At 46.4% G+C, this 18,186-nt stretch carries 9 protein-coding genes; 6 read left to right on the plus strand and 3 right to left on the minus strand.

Going from position 1 to position 18,186, the window contains the following annotated elements; translation table 11 throughout:
* Positions 1-110: 110 nt before the first annotated feature.
* The gene (alaS, locus tag BUA83_RS04590; RefSeq protein WP_200795983.1) at positions 111-2,729 is read left to right on the plus strand and encodes an alanine--tRNA ligase; all 2,619 of its coding nucleotides are present in this window, start codon (positions 111-113) and stop codon (positions 2,727-2,729) included.
* Between the two features lie 69 nt (positions 2,730-2,798).
* Positions 2,799-3,800: an HlyD family secretion protein gene (locus tag BUA83_RS04595; protein ID WP_072935007.1), complete on the plus strand. Its 1,002-nt coding sequence runs from the start codon at positions 2,799-2,801 to the stop codon at positions 3,798-3,800.
* Positions 3,801-3,870: 70 nt separating this feature from the next.
* Here the strand turns inward: BUA83_RS04595 and BUA83_RS04600 are convergent, their stop codons facing one another.
* Positions 3,871-4,326, minus strand: a complete 456-nt coding sequence (locus tag BUA83_RS04600; RefSeq protein ID WP_072935008.1) for a hypothetical protein — start codon at positions 4,324-4,326, stop codon at positions 3,871-3,873.
* A gap of 169 nt (positions 4,327-4,495) precedes the next feature.
* Positions 4,496-6,400 (minus strand): NAD(+) synthase, encoded by a 1,905-nt coding sequence (nadE, locus tag BUA83_RS04605; protein ID WP_072935009.1) that lies wholly within the window; start codon positions 6,398-6,400, stop codon positions 4,496-4,498.
* A gap of 224 nt (positions 6,401-6,624) precedes the next feature.
* Here nadE and thrC point away from each other — a divergent pair, with 224 nt between their 5' ends.
* Positions 6,625-8,130: a threonine synthase gene (gene thrC, locus BUA83_RS04610; RefSeq protein WP_072935010.1), complete on the plus strand. Its 1,506-nt coding sequence runs from the start codon at positions 6,625-6,627 to the stop codon at positions 8,128-8,130.
* Positions 8,131-8,337: 207 nt separating this feature from the next.
* Positions 8,338-9,942, plus strand: coding sequence for a phosphoenolpyruvate carboxykinase (ATP) (gene pckA, locus BUA83_RS04615; protein ID WP_072935011.1), 1,605 nt, complete (start codon positions 8,338-8,340; stop codon positions 9,940-9,942).
* 68 nt (positions 9,943-10,010) lie between these two features.
* Here the strand turns inward: pckA and BUA83_RS04620 are convergent, their stop codons facing one another.
* Positions 10,011-10,694, minus strand: a complete 684-nt coding sequence (locus BUA83_RS04620; protein WP_072935012.1) for a hypothetical protein — start codon at positions 10,692-10,694, stop codon at positions 10,011-10,013.
* Positions 10,695-10,972: 278 nt separating this feature from the next.
* Here BUA83_RS04620 and BUA83_RS04625 point away from each other — a divergent pair, with 278 nt between their 5' ends.
* Together BUA83_RS04625 and addA are read left to right on the plus strand one after the other, a co-directional pair.
* Positions 10,973-14,434, plus strand: a complete 3,462-nt coding sequence (locus tag BUA83_RS04625) for a PD-(D/E)XK nuclease family protein (protein ID WP_072935013.1) — start codon at positions 10,973-10,975, stop codon at positions 14,432-14,434.
* A complete protein-coding gene (addA, locus tag BUA83_RS04630; protein WP_072935014.1) occupies positions 14,427-18,143 on the plus strand; it encodes a helicase-exonuclease AddAB subunit AddA in 3,717 nt (1,238 codons plus the stop codon). Before BUA83_RS04625 ends, addA begins: the two co-directional genes overlap by 8 nt.
* Positions 18,144-18,186 lie beyond the last annotated feature (43 nt).

Here is an 18,186-nt window from a genome sequence, read left to right on the forward strand (position 1 = left end):
TTGGCATCACGACTTTTGAAAATTGACTTTGATGTTGGAGTTTACTATAATTATTAAGTTAACACAATGCAAAAAGACCAGACTTTTGGGGGTTGATGAGTTTGAAGTATATGACAGGCAATGAGCTGCGCGAAGCGTATCTTAAATTTTTTGCCGAAAAGAAAGGCCATCTCCGAATGGAGAGTTTTTCTCTGATTCCGGAAAATGATCCGACTCTGCTTTTGATTGGTGCAGGAATGGCACCGCTGAAGCCGTTCTTTACGGGAAAAATGAAACCGCCTCGTACGCGTGTTACGACAAGCCAGCGCTGCGTGCGTACCGGTGATATCGAGAACGTCGGACGTACGGCCCGTCATCAGACATATTTTGAAATGCTGGGAAACTTCTCCTTCGGTGATTATTTCAAGAAGGAAGCTATTTCCTGGGCATGGGAATTTTTGACAGAGGTTGTTGAACTTCCGAAGGATAAGCTTTACGCGACAATTTATCCGAAGGATGATGAGGCTGCTGCTATTTGGCGCGAGCAGCCGGGCTTTGATCCGACGCATATAGTTCCGCTTGAGGATAATTTCTGGGAAATCGGACCTGGACCATGCGGTCCGGACTCCGAGATTTATATTGACCTCGGTGAAGAGCGTGGCTGCGGAGAGCCGACATGCGGTGTAGGCTGCGACTGTGACCGTTATCTTGAAATCTGGAATCTTGTTTTCACTCAGTTTGACCGCACTGAGGATGGCAAGTACAATCCTCTGGCACATAAGAATATTGATACGGGCTGCGGACTTGAGCGTATTGCGTCTGTTGTTCAGGGCAAGCCGTCCAATTTTGAGACAGATTTGCTTTTCCCGATTATTGAGTATGCTGCGGCAAAAGCCGGTGTTGAATACGGCAAGGATGCAGAGACGGACGTTTCCCTGAAGGTTATTGCAGACCATGCACGCAGCATGTCCATTATGATTATGGACGGCATTCTTCCGTCCAACGAAGGACGAGGCTATGTTCTCCGTCGTATTCTCCGTCGCGCGGTACGTCACGGAAGACTGCTCGGTATTAAGGATACCTTCCTTACAGGAGCTGTTGACGCTGTTGTCAAGATTTATCAGGATGCATCTGATTTCGGTGCGCTTGTTGCAAAGCAGGATTACATTAAAAAGGTCATTCTTCTTGAGGAGGAACGTTTCCAGGCTACGCTGACTCAGGGCATGGAGCTTCTGAATGAGCACATGGAGGCATTGAAAAAGGAAGGCGGCAAGGTTCTTGGCGGTGCGGACGCATTTAAGCTTTATGATACCTTCGGCTTCCCATGGGAGCTCACTGAAGAAATTCTTCATGAAAACGGACTTGAGCTTGACGAGAAGGGCTTTGAAGCAGAAATGCAGGCACAGAGAGAGCGTGCACGTTCAGCCCGCAAAGCAAACCAGCGCGTTGCTGTTCCGGATCTTCGCGACCGTGTTGATGTAACAAAGCTTCGTCAGGACGAATCAGCTGTTGAGGCAAAGGTTGTCTGCATCTGGAAGGACGGCGTTCTTGTTGATGAGCTTAAGGACGGCGAAGAAGCAGGTATCATCCTTGATGTAACACCTTTCTACGCTGAAGGCGGCGGACAGGTCGGAGATGCAGGTCTTCTGATTTCCGAGCTTGGACGTGTTCAGGTCTCCAATGCCAAAAAGCTGCCGGATGGTACGGTTTACCATGTTTCATACATGGAAGAAGGTATGCTTAAGGTTGGAGATTCCGTAAAGATTGAAATAGATTCGGTACGTAAGCTGGCATCCGCACGCAATCACACGGCAACACATCTGATGCAGGCAGCATTGAAGAAGGTCGTCGGAAATCAGGTCAATCAGGCAGGTTCTTTGGTAACACCAGAACGTCTGCGTTTTGACTTCTCGAACTTCGAGCCGGTTACGGAGCAGCAGCTTGCTGATGTAGAGGAGCTCGTAAATGAGGTCATCCTGAAAGGTCAGGATGTGGAAATATCCCACATGAAGCAGGATGAAGCACGCGAAAAGGGCGCTATGGCACTTTTCAGCGAGAAATACGGCGATATCGTCCGTGTTGTTACAGTCCCGGGCTTCAGCATGGAGCTTTGCGGCGGTTCCCATGTCAAGAATGTCGGTCAGATCGGCATGTTTAAGATTGTCAGCGAGACAGGTGTTGCAGCAGGTGTCCGCCGTATTGAGGCTGTTACAGGCGCTGCTGCTCTGGCGTATGCGAAGAAAAACGAGACAATTGTCCGTGAAGCATCAGAGCTTTTGAAATGCCATGCTGATGATATGACGGCACGTATCACGACACTCGTTGACGAAAACAAGCAGATGTCCCAGAAACTCGATGAGGTTCGAAAGGCACAGGAGAAGGAAGACGCGCAGAAGCTCCTGTCTGACGCAGTAGAAATTGCGGGTGTTAACCTTGTCAAAGGTACTGTCAATGTGGGCGGTATGGATGAGCTTCGTGAAATGGCAGATTTGGCCTGTGACAAGCTGGAGAACGGAGTCGCTGTTCTCGGTGCAGCTATTGATGGCAAGGTAAATCTGGTTGTAAAGGCATCCAAGGAAGCTGTCAAGAAAGGCGTCCATGCCGGCAAGATAATAAAAGAAATGGCAGCTGTTGTCGGCGGCGGCGGTGGCGGTCGTCCGGATATGGCGCAGGCCGGAGGAAAGTTTGCAGAAAAGCTTCCTGAGGCAATAGAAAAAGCAGAAGCTGTTATCAAAGAACAGTTAAAGTGATTTTCGGTTAACATTAAGACGCGCAGATATTCTGCGCGTCTTTTGTGGCAGTTAGGGCATTGAGGGATTATGACAGAAATTGATATAAGCAGTACAGTCAACAGAATTTTAAAATATGGATTGGTTGGAATGATTGCTGCTGCTGTGTTATGCTCCGGTGCTGTATGGTGGTATCAGAGTACTCACAGAGTTCTTAACATAGCAGACGCGGTAGTAAAAGGAAATGCTGTTGGAGCCAGAACAAAGGCTGATGGCGTAATTACCGAGATTCTCGTCAAAGATGGAGAGAACGTAAAATCCGGTCAGCCTTTGGCTAAAATTGAGGTAAAGGTTTCTGAGGAACAGATTCAGCAGCTGGAAAAAACCGTTGAGCTTGCAAAGCAGAATCTTACCCGTGTTCAGCAGGGGACAACCGTATCTCAGCCTGTTGTTATAGAAGGCGGTTCCGGTGGTTCTTCTGCGCAGGCTGCGGCAAGACTTGAGCGGATGGAGGAGCTTTATTCCATCGGTGCGGTCAGCGCGCGGCAGGTTGAAGAAGCACGCGCAGAATATGAGATGTCAGGGGCCTATGCTCCGACTGTTTCATATCAGACTGTTCATCAGCCTGCAAGTGAACAGGCAATACGTCAGGCAGAGCTTACGGTGAGACAGGCTGAGGCCGCGCTGGCAAAGGCACAGCAGGCATCACAGGCTACAGAAATCACAGCGCCGGTCGCAGGCACGGTATATCTTTCTGAATTAAAAGCTGATGATGAAGTAAAGGCCGGACAGGTAATCCTTTCCATCGGAAACTCGGAAAGCTTCTGGATAGAGGCTTATGTCGATCCCGAGAGGGAAGAACTCCTGAGTCTTGGACAATATGTATCTTACACTGTCAGCGGTAAAACCTTTGAAGGTACTATCACCGATATTGAGCAGCCGAAGGGAAAAAAGGAAGTTAAGGCAGGAACGGAAGGCTTCGATCCCAACGATATTCATGCCGGGAAGTTAATAGTTCGTATCGCGCTTCCTGAGAAATGGGATAAAGTATTCCGTCCTCAGGCAAGAGCTGTTGTAAAAGTTAACCTGTGAAAAACGAAGGGCGTCACGCATTTGCGTGACGCCCTTTAGGCTTGTGCCCATCATACAAAATATGACGTTTTCAGTTGTTGAGTTCGCACTTGATTTTTGCGACAGTGCCGCGGATTACTTTGAACTCAATTTTCATACCGCTGTCTGCAGCGTAATAGGTGTATTCCTGTACGCCATCCTCATTCTTCAGCTTGTCGGGGTGTCCGTAGGCTTCAGTGACAGCACTTTCGGAGGAACCGATTGTTATTCCTGCAGGTGTCGCAATATCACTGGAACCGGAGAGCTTTATTTCTTCGATTGTACGACGTGTATAATCGTCTAAATCGATCTTGATGCCGTTCTGAAATAAAGCTTCCTCTCCTTGGTCATGGTACGTCGGCTGTCCGAACGCAGCAATGGCTTCATCTATGTTCATGCCGGGCTTGATTCCGCCAATGGCAATGTCTGTGCTTGGAATTGCTGCAAAACCTGTCGTACCGGCCATCATCAGAAATCCGGTCAAGCATGTTGTCAGCTCTTTAATCAATTTGTCACATCCTCTCTTTTTTGTATAACTCCGTTTTTGGACATGTACATTATAATAATCGAATTATATAATTTTTGCAAGAAAAATTTACCATTTTTTGTAAATTAATAAAATTTTTAATAAAAAACCGGATTGTCATAGGAATATATCCTTGATAATCCGGTGTTTTTTATTCCGATTTGAGTAGTTTTTCTTTGAGCTGTTTGTAACGGCGAGTGTAATAGGGGCCGTTCTGTGCTTCGCGGTGGTCAAAGCCGTATGCGCGGCGGCTGACAGCCAGAACAGGAGGAGCCTGTATTCTCTTTGCAACGGCAATGCCTGAGAACTGGTTCCACCAGCGTTCCAGATCGTCAATGAAAGCCTTATGCGTTGGGAACAGCTTTTTAACAAGTCCGCTTTCACAGCCTATTTCATCTTCCAGAGTGCCTGATACGTACCATTCAAGTATATCCTCAGGGGCTGCTTTCTTCCAGCGTTCAATGAAGGAACGGAAGAGATAGTCGTGATAGGGGTACTGTAGAGGGTCGCCCTGGCCTGCGTCGATGTTTTGCTTTGAAGACAGCTCCGCGCACGGGGGCAGAGTTATAGTTTCATGTGGAATTACTTCACGCCCGTAGACAGTATCATTCATATATTCTGCAAGACTATACACCTGATATTTCCACAGGTCAGCCAGAGCAGCAAGAAAACCGCTTTGGTCGCCGTAGAGTGTGGAGTAGCCCACGGTTGTCTCGGCTTTGTTTGCGTTGCAGGTAAAACCGCCGCCAAATACAGCAGACAGGGCAGCCAAAACACGGGATGAGCGGTCGCGTGCCTGAATGTTTTCTACATTAAAGTCTGACACCGTCCAATGCTCCTGTGTGTTATCATACAGATTTTGAATTGAGATGTTTTCTATCTGTGAAATGGTGTGCTCAACGGATTCCTGTATCGGAAACACCGCGTATCTGCAGGCAAGGTTTTGGGCAAGTCTGTGAGCCAGTCCTTTTGTGGTATCAGAGTTGAATCGGCTTGGAAGATTTACGAGAAGTACGTTTTCCGGGCCAAGAACCTTGCAGTATAGCGCGGAGGCGACTGCAGAGTCTATTCCGCCGGATATGCCGATGACCACTTTTTTCATTCTGATACTGTCCAAAAAATGGCGTATTCCGTAGGTTACAGCATTATAAATTTCCTCAATCTGATTTTCCTTGCGTGTGGTGTCAATGCTTTTGTTTTCTTCGGCTATATCTTCCAATACAACATACGAAAGAGTTTCCTTGAATGCAGGGCAGGCATGGACTGTTGCGCCTGTTTTGCTGTATACCGTGCTTGAGCCGTCAAAGGTGTAGATTGTTTTTCCGTTGTTCTGTATACCTACATTGTTGACATAAACCAAAGGTGCATTTATTTCCTTAGACTGAGCGGAAAAGACTCTGTTTCTTTTGTCATTTTTCCCCAGCGTAAAGGGAGAACAGGAAATATTCACGAAAAAATCCGGATGGAATTTTTCATGCAGTACAGAAAGGGGAGCAAGAGCGTAATCATCGCTCCAGCCATCCTCGCACAAAAGACAGCCGATGCAGTATTCTTTGCCGGAAACATTGATTTTTACCGGTGCGAGAAGCTCCTCTGTATTTATGTTCAGCTCGCGGGCGAGCTTTTCGAGGCTGTAAAAATATCTGGTATCATCGAATTCTCTGTAGTTAGGAAGCAGTGTCTTTATGACAAAGGGATAAGGTGATTTGCCTGAAGGCGGAATCAGCTTTCCGTCCTGTGCCGCAAAAAAGGCATTGTATTTTCGTATGCGGCCGTCGTTGTTTTTCTTATCCTTGTCGATTGCAATATTGCCGAAAAGAACAACAATATCCTTTGAGGCTGCTATAATATCGCGGCCGTAGGCCTCGCAGTCCTCCAGGAATGACGGCTGTTCCCAGGTATCACCAAGTAAATAGCCCGGTATAGCCATCTCAGGGAAAATAATCATATCTGCATGGTTATTTTTTGCATCTTCTATAAATTTGAGCATTTTTTCGGCATTTTTATCGGGCTGTCCCGGGATTATTTCCATTTGAGCGAGTGCAATGTTTAGCAATATAAGACACTTCCTTCATAGTATTCCTTTTAAAGCGCCATATGTTTCGTACAGGTGGAAAAATTTCAATAATTTTACATAAAAATTGGAAATAAACCACCTTATTTGTTATAATGAAACGGCGGATTGTTGAATAAGAGAGAAAACAGTACACATTTTATGAAGTATGTGTTTTCCAAAGGATAATGGTATTGTATCACAATCTGACAGGAGTAGAAATCCCGATGAGAGAGGCGAATGCAATGGAGTACATGAGTACGAGAGGAAAGAGCGAATCAATGGAGTCTGCAGATGCAATCCTGCAGGGTATTGCGGTGGATGGAGGCCTTTTGGTTCCTGTGGAAATTCCGAAGGTTGATTCTGAGTTTATTGACGAATTGAAGGATATGACGTATCAGGAACGCGCAGTAAAAATACTTGGACTGTTCCTGACTGATTATACTGAAGATGAGCTTAAAAAATGTGTTTCGAACGCATACGGAAACGGTAAATTCGATACGGAGGAGGTTGCTCCGGTAAAAGAGGTGGGCGACCGCACCGTTTTGGAGCTTTGGCATGGCCCGACAAGCGCATTCAAGGATATGGCTTTGCAGCTTCTTCCGCAGCTTATGCAGACAGCACTTCAGAAAACAGGCGAAAAAAAGACCATACAGATTCTTGTCGCGACATCAGGCGATACAGGAAAAGCCGCGCTTGCGGGTTTCGCAGACGTACCGCAGACAAAGATACAGGTGTTTTATCCTGAGAACGGCGTCAGTGCAATGCAGAAGCTGCAGATGGTGACGCAGAAGGGCGATAATGTTCAGGTCATTGCGGTAAAGGGTAACTTTGATGATGCCCAGACCGGTGTAAAGAAGATATTTAAAAACGATGTTTTTGTAAAGCAGCTTGAGACAAAAGGAACAAAGCTGTCCAGTGCAAACTCCATAAACTGGGGACGTCTTGTTCCGCAGATTGTTTATTATTTCAGTGCTTATGCGGATATGTGCAAAAGCGGAACAATTAAATCAGGTGATACCATAAACTTCACTGTCCCGACAGGAAACTTTGGCAATATTCTTGCCGGTTTCTATGCACGGCAGATGGGCCTGCCGATTGGTCATCTTGTCTGCGCCTCCAATCAGAATAATGTTCTTACTGATTTTCTGCAGACAGGATATTATGACCGCAACCGTCCGTTTGCAAAAACAATTTCGCCGTCAATGGATATCCTGATATCGAGCAATCTTGAACGTCTGCTCTATCATCTTACAGGCGATACTATGCGCGTTAACGGATGGATGGAAATGCTGGCAGCGGATGGACTTTATGATGTAGGAGTTGGAATGCTGCAGCGTGTACAGAACTATTTCTGGGCGGACTGGTCTGATGATGAAAAGACAAAGGAAACCATCAGGGAAGTGTATGATAAGACGCATTATGTGCTTGATCCCCACACTGCGGTCGCATGGGCAGCGGCTGACGCGTACCGCCGCAAGACTGATGATATGCGCCCGATGTTGATTGTTTCTACAGCAAGTCCGTATAAGTTTAATGACAGCGTGCTGGAGGCACTTGGCGAAGCTGCAGAAGGAAAAAATCCTTTTGAACTTCTCGATGCTCTTGAGGCAAAAAATGAAGTCAAAGCTCCGAAAGGACTGACAATGTTAAAGGATGCGAAAGTGCTGCATGAAACATGCTGTGAAAAAGATGGTATGGAGAATGTTGTTTTTGACTTCGCGAAAGGGTAAGCTTTCAGTATTCTGAACACAAAATCATTGAAATCGTTGGATTTTATTCTAAAATTCAACGATTTTTTATTTTTTCAAAAAAAGAAATGAAAAAAATAAATTTTGTTTAGCATGAATTTTTCGTTTGGTGTATAATAGACATTAGTTGCGATTCGATTAGAATTTTCTGTATCGTAAAAATTTTGAAAAAAAGAGGTAGACAATCACATGGCAGACATCGATTTGACACAGTATGGAATTACCGGAACGACAGAGATTTTGTATAATCCGTCATACGAAGCTCTCTTTGATGAGGAAATGCAGCCGGGTCTTACGGGTTATGAAAAAGGTCAGATGACAGAACTGGATGCGGTAAATGTCATGACCGGAGAATTTACGGGCCGCTCACCTAAGGATAAATTCATCGTGGAAGATGATGTATCACGTGATACGGTATGGTGGACCTCTGATGAGTATCCGAACGACAACCATCGTGCAAGTCAGAAGGCGTGGGAAGGCGTTATTGATATTGCAAAGAAAGAGCTCTCCAACAAAAAGCTGTATGTGGTTGACGGCTTCTGCGGAGCAAATAAAGATACGCGTATGGCTGTGCGTTTCATCATGGAGGTTGCATGGCAGGCACATTTCGTCCGCAACATGTTCATTAAACCGACACCGGAGGAAGAAAAGAACTTTAAGCCCGATTTCGTTGTCTACAATGCTTCAAAGGCAAAAGTAACGAATTATAAAGAGCTTGGACTTCGCTCGGAGACAGCGATTGTATTCAATCTCACGAGCCGTGAGCAGGTAATCATCAACACCTGGTACGGCGGAGAAATGAAAAAAGGCATGTTCTCCATGATGAACTATTTCCTTCCGCTCAAGGGCATCGCTGCAATGCACTGCTCCGCAAATACGGACATGGATGGAAAGAATACGGCAATTTTCTTCGGACTTTCCGGAACAGGAAAGACGACACTTTCCACGGATCCGAAACGCAAGCTCGTTGGTGATGATGAGCACGGCTGGGATGATAACGGCGTCTTCAACTTTGAGGGCGGCTGCTACGCAAAGGTTATAAATCTTGATAAGGAATCTGAGCCTGACATTTACAATGCAATCAAACGCAATGCGCTTTTGGAAAATGTTACTGTTTCAGAGGACGGAAAGATTGATTTCGACGATAAGAGTGTCACGGAGAATACACGCGTTTCTTATCCTATCCAGCACATCAACAACATTGTTAAACCGATTTCCTCTGCTCCTGCCGCAAAGAATGTTATCTTCCTTTCGGCTGATGCCTTCGGTGTTCTGCCTCCTGTTTCCGTGCTCACTCCTGAGCAGGCTGAATATTATTTCCTTTCCGGATTCACCGCAAAGGTTGCAGGTACAGAGCGCGGCATTACTGAACCGACTCCGACGTTCTCGGCATGCTTCGGTCAGGCATTCCTTGAGCTTCATCCTACCAAATATGCTGAGGAGCTTGTCAGAAAGATGAAGATAAGCGGAGCCAAGGCATATCTCGTAAACACGGGCTGGAATGGAACAGGAAAGCGTATTTCCATCAAGGATACCCGCGGAATAATTGATGCTATTCTTAATGGTGCTATCACGAAGGCTCCTACGAAGGAACTGCCGATTTTTGGCCTGGAAATTCCGACAGAGCTTGAAGGCGTAGATACAAAGGTTCTTGACCCGCGCGATACATATGCTGACCCGAAGGAATGGGAAGAAAAGGCAGTTACGCTGGCAGGGCTGTTTAACAAGAACTTTGTCAAATACACGACAAATGAAATTGGTAAAGCCCTTGTTGCTGCAGGTCCGAAGCTTTAAGAAAAAGATTCCTTATGAGTAAAAAATTCCCCTGTTCGTTAGATATACTAATGAACAGGGGATTCTTGTTATTCAGCGGCATCTTTGTTTGTTACTGTAAATACATATCCGACCTCCGGGACAGCCGCGAAGTGGAATTTAAAATTATCATGCACAGCGGAGTTGTTTGCGTTTCTGATATCTCCGCCCTGCTTGAAGCCCATCTCGCCGAGCACGGTGTCGCGCATGCGGTTGGCATCTGATGGGTAAAGGGATTCAACGATTACACCGATGGCTGTGAGCATCTTGATGGATTCATCTCTGTTGGTCGGTTTTGCGATAATCTGCAGCTTCGTAACTTCCTTTGAACCCGGGTCAACGCTTCCCGAAAGAAGAATCGATTTATCAAGATTATAGCTGAAGTCTCCGTTTGTGACGTTTTTCATGAGTATGTCCTGCTTTTTTACATTTACGTTGTCGTTAAAGCGCTCATGAAGAAGCGTGTAAGTAATGCCGATGGTTTTTCCTGCAGGGGCAGAGTTCTTGTTTACTGCACTGTTAACGGCGCTGGTCGTTGCGGAATTGCTGCTCATGATCATGCCGACTGTCGTAACGATGAAGATAATTGCAATTGCTGCGATACCGACGGCAAGCCAGCGGCTTTTTTTCTTTTTGGCGATTGTCTCGGGATTATCCTCGTTAACAGGATGATTACAGTGTGGACAGATTTTTTCTGCTACACTTACATCTGCGTTGCAGTATTTACATTTCATTTGTACAAGTCTCCTTTCATAAATCAAATATTATTATAATGCCTGCAATCAAAGTTTGCCATAGGCAAACTTTCCTCTGCGGCATTTCAACGAGGCATGAATTTTGCCGAGTTATAACGCATTCGTTCCGGTTTTGCCAAAGGCAAAACTTCCTCTGTCAGCGTTTCAACGAGGCATGTATTTTGCTGAGTTATAAGACTATTGTGCATAGTTTTCCATAGGCAAAATTTGCATAATAGTCTTATAATATTTTTGTAGATTAATCAGGAGGTGCGCCTATGGCAGATTATATAGATTGTATTCTTGGACGCTCAGGGACAGGAAAAACGCATGAATGCTATGAAGAAATAAGAAAAAGAATTGAGGCTGAGCCGCTTGGAAAACCTCTTATACTTCTTGTGCCGGAGCATAGAACCTATGCCGCGGAAAAGGAGCTTTTGGAGCATCTGACATCAAAGAGCGACATGCGAACGACTGTGACAGGCTTCCGTCGTTTGGCATGGCGTGTTCTGAAGGACAGAAAAAATGCTCTGCTTCCCGGCATAAGCAGACTCGGAAAACGTCTGCTTCTGAAAAAAATTCTGTTAAGAAGGGAAAAGGAGCTTGAGGTGCTTGGACGTGCCGCTGCACAGCGGCGTTTTACCGAGCCATTGGAAGCGCTGTTCGAGGAATTCAAAAGCTATGATGTTTCTCCGGAAAGCCTGCGCAGCGCCGGCAGAGATGACGAAGACAGCATTTTTTCGCAAAAGCTGGAGGAAATTGCACTTCTCTATGAGGAGTATCTGAAGGAAACACAGGGGAAATATCAGGACTCCGATGACCGTATGAAGGAGCTTGCATGTGCGGTTTCAGGTTCATCGCTTTTTGAAGGCGCAGAGGTATGGATTGACGGTTTCCTGTTTTTTAATCCTAATGAACGGATTGTGCTGGGAGAAATTTTTAGGACGGCCAAGGAAGTTCACATCACGTTTGCTTTGGACAGGGATATTCCTTTCCGAACAGAAATCCCTGCATCGGAGCTGTTTTACCGATTGGCAGGTACGCTGCAGAGTGTAAAGGAGATAGCGGCAGGTCTGAAAATTCCCTTTAAGGTCCGTGTTCTGAAGGAAAGCCGCCGATTCAAAAGCAGAGGCCTTAATATCATAGAACAGCGTCTTTTTGATTATGGTACATATAAGCCTGAGAATGGGGACGGAGTGAAGCTTACGGAGGCAGCTACCCGGCGTCTTGAAGCAGAGGCGGCCGTTGCTGATATCGTAAAGCAGTGCCGCGAGCGCGGATGGCGGTGGAATGATTTTGGTATTTTGCTACGGGATGAGGAAAACTATCTGAACATTGTTGAAGAGCTGCTTACGGATTATGATGTTCCTTTCTATACCGACTGGAAGCGGGCGGCTGTGCATCATCCGCTTGCAGAGCTTATACGTTCCGCGCTGGAGTCTGTTACCCAGGGGTGGCGGTATGAAACGGTATTCCGATATGTCAAAACAGGGCTGCTGCCACTGTCTCCGGATAACGCGGACGAGCTCGAAAATTATGTGCTCGCATCAGGTATACGTGGAGAAAAGGCATGGGGTACTGTCTGGACATATCGCCGTAAGCGTGCCGGAGAGAACGAAGATACAGGTATTGAAATACTCGAAAGAATCAATAAGGAACGGGAAGCTGTCTATACCGCACTGCATGAGTTTTCGGAGGAGCTTCGCGGGGCGGAGTGTGTACGTGAGCTTGTAAGGGCTGTCTACGGCCTTTTGGAGCGGCTTCGGGTACGGGAAAGCTTATCTTCCTGGGCTGTTGAGGCCGAAAAGAACGGAGACCTTGATGAGGCCGAAGAGCATCGCAGAATATGGGTATCTGTAATGGAGCTTTTGGATGAGCTTGTTACCATTACAGGGGATGAAAAGCTGAAGCCTGAGGAGTTTTCGGACATTGTATGTGACGGACTTGATACAATGGAGATTGCGCTTGTACCTCCAGGGAATGATGCGGTTACTATTGCCTCGTTTGACCAAAACAGCATTGATAATATCAAAGCAGTTTATATTTTGGGAGCAAATGAAGGCGTTATGCCAAGGCGCAGTGCTGAAAAGGGGATTCTGACGGATGCTGACCGCAGCCGTATTGAAGTGGTTACGTCAGGAAAAATAGAGCTTGCCCCGTCCCGTACACAGGAAAGCGCAAATGAAAATTATCTTTTATATCACGGATTTACGGAAGCACGGGAGTATCTCTGGGTATCGTGGGCTCTTTCTGACAGCGAGGGAAGCGGACTTAACAGAGCTGCTGTCGTAAGAAAGCTGCATTCCATTCTTCTGAATCCTATTGATACAATTCCTCTGGAGGGTGCCGACTGCAGAGATGAGTTTCAGTTTACACAGCCGAAGCGTTCTGTCGGACGGCTGGCATCCGCACTGCGTTCCTATTTCTCGGATGACAATGGGAATCAGGATTGGACGTCAGTATATAATTGGGCAGCAGAGCATGACCCGGAGAGGCTTTCACTGCTGTGCAGAGGCGCAGTGGCGCGGGCCGGGGATGAAGCTATCCCACCGAAGCTTGCTGCAAGAATCTTTGCCGCCCAAAAAAGGATGGAAGGCAGTGTTTCGCAGTTTGAGACCTTCGGTCAGTGTCCATTTAAATATTTCGCCCAGTACGGCCTGCATCTTGAGGAACGCAATGAATTTTCGTTCAGGGCGCTTGATTATGGCAATCTGATGCATAACATAATGTGCAGCTTTGGTGAACGCCTGAGCAGGGAAAACAAAAGCTGGGGTTCTGTTACCCCGGATGAACAGAAACAAATATGCCATGAGCTCATGATGGCAGAGGCACCGATGGTTCAGAATGAGATTTTGTACTCTACTGAGCAGTATAAGAACGTAATGGCACGTATTGAAGAAACCCTGCAGGAGTCCATCGCAAGAGCCGTGGGATTTGCCAAGGCTTCATCGTTTCAGCCCCGTATGTTTGAAAAATCCTTTGGACGTACCGCGCAGGAGGGTTCAGTTATTACATATCCTTTGTCAAATGATATTACGCTGGATATTAAAGGTAAAATTGACCGTATTGATGTAGGGGAGCTTCAAAATCAGGAAACCGGAGAGAATGAGCCGTATTATCTTGTTATCGACTATAAGACAGGAAATGCGGGGCTTTCGATGCTTGATGTATATACAGGACTCAGGCTGCAGCTTCTGACATATGTCATGGCGGCAGGACGCATTCTTGCCGCTAACGGAGAGAAGCGCCGCCCGGCAGGACTCTTTTACTGCTACCTCAAGAATCCGGTGATAGAGATGAAAAACAGAGGAGATACGGTAAAGGCAATGGATGAGCTTGCCGAAAAGCTGCGCTGCTATGGCTGGGTGTTGGAAACACCTGAGCTTATAAAGGCTATTGATAACTCGAACAAATACCTCTGTGTGACGCTCAAGAGTGATGGAAGCTTGGGAAAAGGTAAAAATAATGTAAAGACTGAAGACAATTTGAAGGTCATTCTTGATTATACGGAGGCCTGTCTCAAGAATACTGCAGAATCAATATTAGGTGGAGAGATACGCGTCCGCCCGTACAAGCATAAATCGGAAAATGCGTGTAAATATTGTTCGTATAAAGCAGTGTGCGGATTTGACGTGAAGATTGGAAACAGCTGGCACATTATTGAAGATATGGAAAATGAGGAAATTCTGGAGAAAATGAAGAAATTGGGGAAGAAAGGAGAGGCTGTAGAAAATGACTGATATGAAAAAGAAAAAGGACACACCGTCGCCCGACCAGGATAAGGCGATTCATTTGAACGGTACTTCACTGCTTGTGTCAGCGGCTGCAGGCTCAGGAAAAACCTTTACCCTTGTGGAACGTATCGTGGACAGCATAATAAGCGGCCGGTATAACGTAGATGAACTTCTTGTTGTTACCTTTACAAATGCTGCCGCTTCTGAAATGAAGGAACGCGTGGAGAAAAAGCTTTTGGAGGCTTCAAAAACACACAAGGAGCTTCTTCAGCAGCTTGTCCGTCTTCCAAACGCTTCGATTTCCACATTGCACTCTTTTTGCCAGTCATTAATCCGTCAAAACTTCACACAGCTTGACCTTGATCCGAAATTCAGACTCGGAGGAGAGCAGGAAATCGGACTTATGAAGGAAAGCGTAGTTGAAGAACTTTTTGAGGAAAAATACTCGGAGGGAAACAAGGATTTCCTGAGCTTTGTACAGCAGTACGGCTCAGACCGTGACGATGAAGAGCTTTATGCTATGATTCTTCGCCTTTATGAATTTTCGCGCAGTCAGCCTGAACCTGATAAATGGCTTGACGGGCTGTCGGAGCGTTTTGATGTGAAGGATGACACTTCCTTGAAGGATACACCATGGTATGAAGAAGTGTGCGATGATATCAGACGTGTCTTAAGAGGTGCGGCTGATAAAGCAGAATATCTGGCACAACGTTCCGTTGAAAACGGCTGTGAGCCTTATAAGGAAACACTTGAAGAAGATAAGGCCCGAACGGAAAAGCTCATAGAAATGCTTGAGAACGGAACGTGGGATGAGCTTCAGGCAGGAATCAATGTAAGCTTCCCACGTATAAAAACTATTCGCGGCGGAGATGATGTCGCGAAGAAAGAAATAAAGGACGGACGCGATGAAATAAAGGATGCTTACAAAAAGCTTAAGGAATTCTATTTTTTCGCTTCTGAGGAAGATATTATTGAAGATTTGCGCGCTGTCCGCCCGTTTGCGGAAACCCTGTGCCGCACTGTTAAGGATTTCGGCAAAGCATTTCAGAGAGCAAAGAAGAAAAAATCCATGTTGGATTTCAATGACCTGGAGCATTACGCATTACAGCTTCTATTGGAAAAGGATGCCGCAACCGGACGTTTTACAGGACGTGTGACAGATACCGCGCAAAAGCTCCGACAGAAATATAAAGAGGTCATGGTTGACGAATATCAGGATACTAACGGAGTGCAGGAGGCTATTCTGCAATGTATTCAAAACGGAAGCAACATGTTTGCCGTCGGTGATGTTAAGCAGAGTATCTATAGATTCCGTTTGGCCGACCCTATGCTGTTCCTGAAAAAGCAGGAGGAAGCCTTGAAGCATCCTGATGACATGAAGGCACTTTTTTTGAAGGAAAATTACCGAAGCCGCAAAGAGGTGCTGGGTGTTGTTAACTTTCTTTTCTCGCAGTTCATGATTAAACCCGAAATGGAGCTTGATTATGATGCGGATGCCGCCCTGTATGCGAAAGCGGATTACGGCAATCCACCTGAAAACAGCTTTGACGAGGCTCCGGCAGAGCTGGTTTTGGTTAATATGGACGACAAGAATGATGACGAAGAAGAAGACTTGGAGGGACTGGAGCTTGAGGCGCATGTAATAGCGAAGCGGCTGCTGGAGCTGAAGGAAGAAAACCGTCAGGTGTTTGATAAGGAAACGAAGCAGTACCGCCCGATATGCTGGCGTGATATGGCGGTGCTTATGCGTTCGGTCAGCGGAAAAGCCCAGACAATCGTAGAGGTGCTGAGAAGCCGCGGTGTACCGGCATACGCGTCGCTTGATGCCGGCTATTTTGAGGAAGTCGAAGTACGTCTCATGCTTTCACTGCTGGCTGTTATCGACAACGCTCATCAGGATATTCCGTTGGCGGCGGTGCTTCATTCACCGATAGTCGGAATGGATGCCGCGGAGCTGGCAGAGCTTCGCGCCGGGAGTAATGATGGCGATTTGTATGATGCTCTTGCCGTGTCAGATAATAAGAAGGCTGTCAAATTCCGTGAAAAGCTTGTGGATTGGCGGCGCATATCAAGACGGGCAGGAGTACCGGAGCTTCTTCATACACTGTATCTTGATACCGGATATTACGATTACGTCGGAGCGCAGCCCGGTGGAATCCTGAGACAGGCCAACCTCCGTATGCTCAGCGACCGTGCCTTTGACTACGAGAAAACAAGCTTCCGTGGACTTTTCCGTTTTTTACAGTTCATTCGGAACATGCAGAAACGAAAAACGGACCTTTCCTCTGCGCGAACCCTTGGTGAAAATGAAGATGTTGTCCGTATAATGAGTGTTCACATGAGCAAGGGACTGGAGTTTCCTGTAGTTGTCATTGCCAACATAGGAAAGAAATTTAACACGAAGGATACAAGTGAAACTCTTTTGATGCACAGAGAGCTGGGTATCGGGCCGTACTGCACGCGTACAGACGGGCCTCTCAAATGGCGTTATCCGACATTTGCAAGACAGGCTGTATCGATGAGGCTTATGCGTGAATGCAAGGCCGAGGAAATGCGTATTCTGTATGTTGCAATGACAAGGGCCAGAGAAAAACTCATTATGACAGGAAATGTTGGCGGCCTTGGCAAAAAAGTGTTAAAGTGGTGCCGCGTGCTGCAAAATTCTGATGCTGCAATTCCGGGGTACGTCGTCATGGAAGCGAATAGCTGGCTGGATTGGATTGCACCTGCAGTAATGCGTGATGAGGAATGCGGAGAACGACTCAGAGGATTTGCCGATTATGCCGGCGGTGTGACGGAATTTGGCTATGACAGCGAAAGCCTCGGCACGTTCAGCATGAGTGTGTCAATCACTCCCGCAGTAGCGGACAAGGTAACGGAGCAGGAGCATTCAGCGCCGGAGTGGGAGGAACGCATAAGAAAACAGCTGCCGCTGCCGGAGACGGAGAGCGGAAAAGCAAAAAAATCAATCCTGGACTGGGTATATCCTTTTGCTATAGACACTCCTTCAAAATTTACGGTTACTGAAATCAAGGAACGTGTGCATGCAGTACATAGTGATGAGCAGGAGGAACCGCTGATGCTGCCCGGTATCGTAAATAAGAATGAGGAGCAGGATTTTCCTATGCCGGATTTTATGCGCGAACCATCGGAAAAATCTGCAGATACATTCACCGGAGCGGATTATGGTACACTTATGCACCGTGTGCTTGAAAAAATAAAGGATTATCCGAAAGGAATAGAAAGCGTAGAAAAATCTGTGGATGCTCTGGCGGAGTCAGGGATTTTGACAGAGGAGGAACGGCAGGCCGTTAACATTTCCGCGTTGAATGCCTTCTTTGAATCTGAGATTGGAAAGCGCATGCAAAAAGCAAGAGCGGTTTATCGTGAGCAGTCCTTCAGCATGCTTGTTGATGCATCGCGGTTTGGATACGAAAAGAGCAGGGAATCCGAGAATATGATTTTCCTTCAGGGTGTTGTAGATCTTTTCTTTGAGGAAGATGACGGAAATATCGTTCTCGTTGATTATAAAACCGACAGAAACACAACCCCCGACAGCATACGGGAGCGTTACGCTGTCCAGCTTGCGCTTTATCGTGAAGCTGTTGAACGCAGTACGAAGAAGAAAGTAAAGGAATGCTATATTTACCGTCTGTCCGACCATGATGCTGTAAAGGTAGAGACTGATATACCCGTGCATGTAGATTCGCTATAGTCTTCAACCTTATTGCTGTATAACTTGTTAAACTCGTTGAAAC

The sequence above is a fragment of the Schwartzia succinivorans DSM 10502 genome (genome assembly GCF_900129225.1).
GTDB classification, from domain to species: Bacteria; Bacillota; Negativicutes; order Selenomonadales; family Selenomonadaceae; genus Schwartzia; species Schwartzia succinivorans.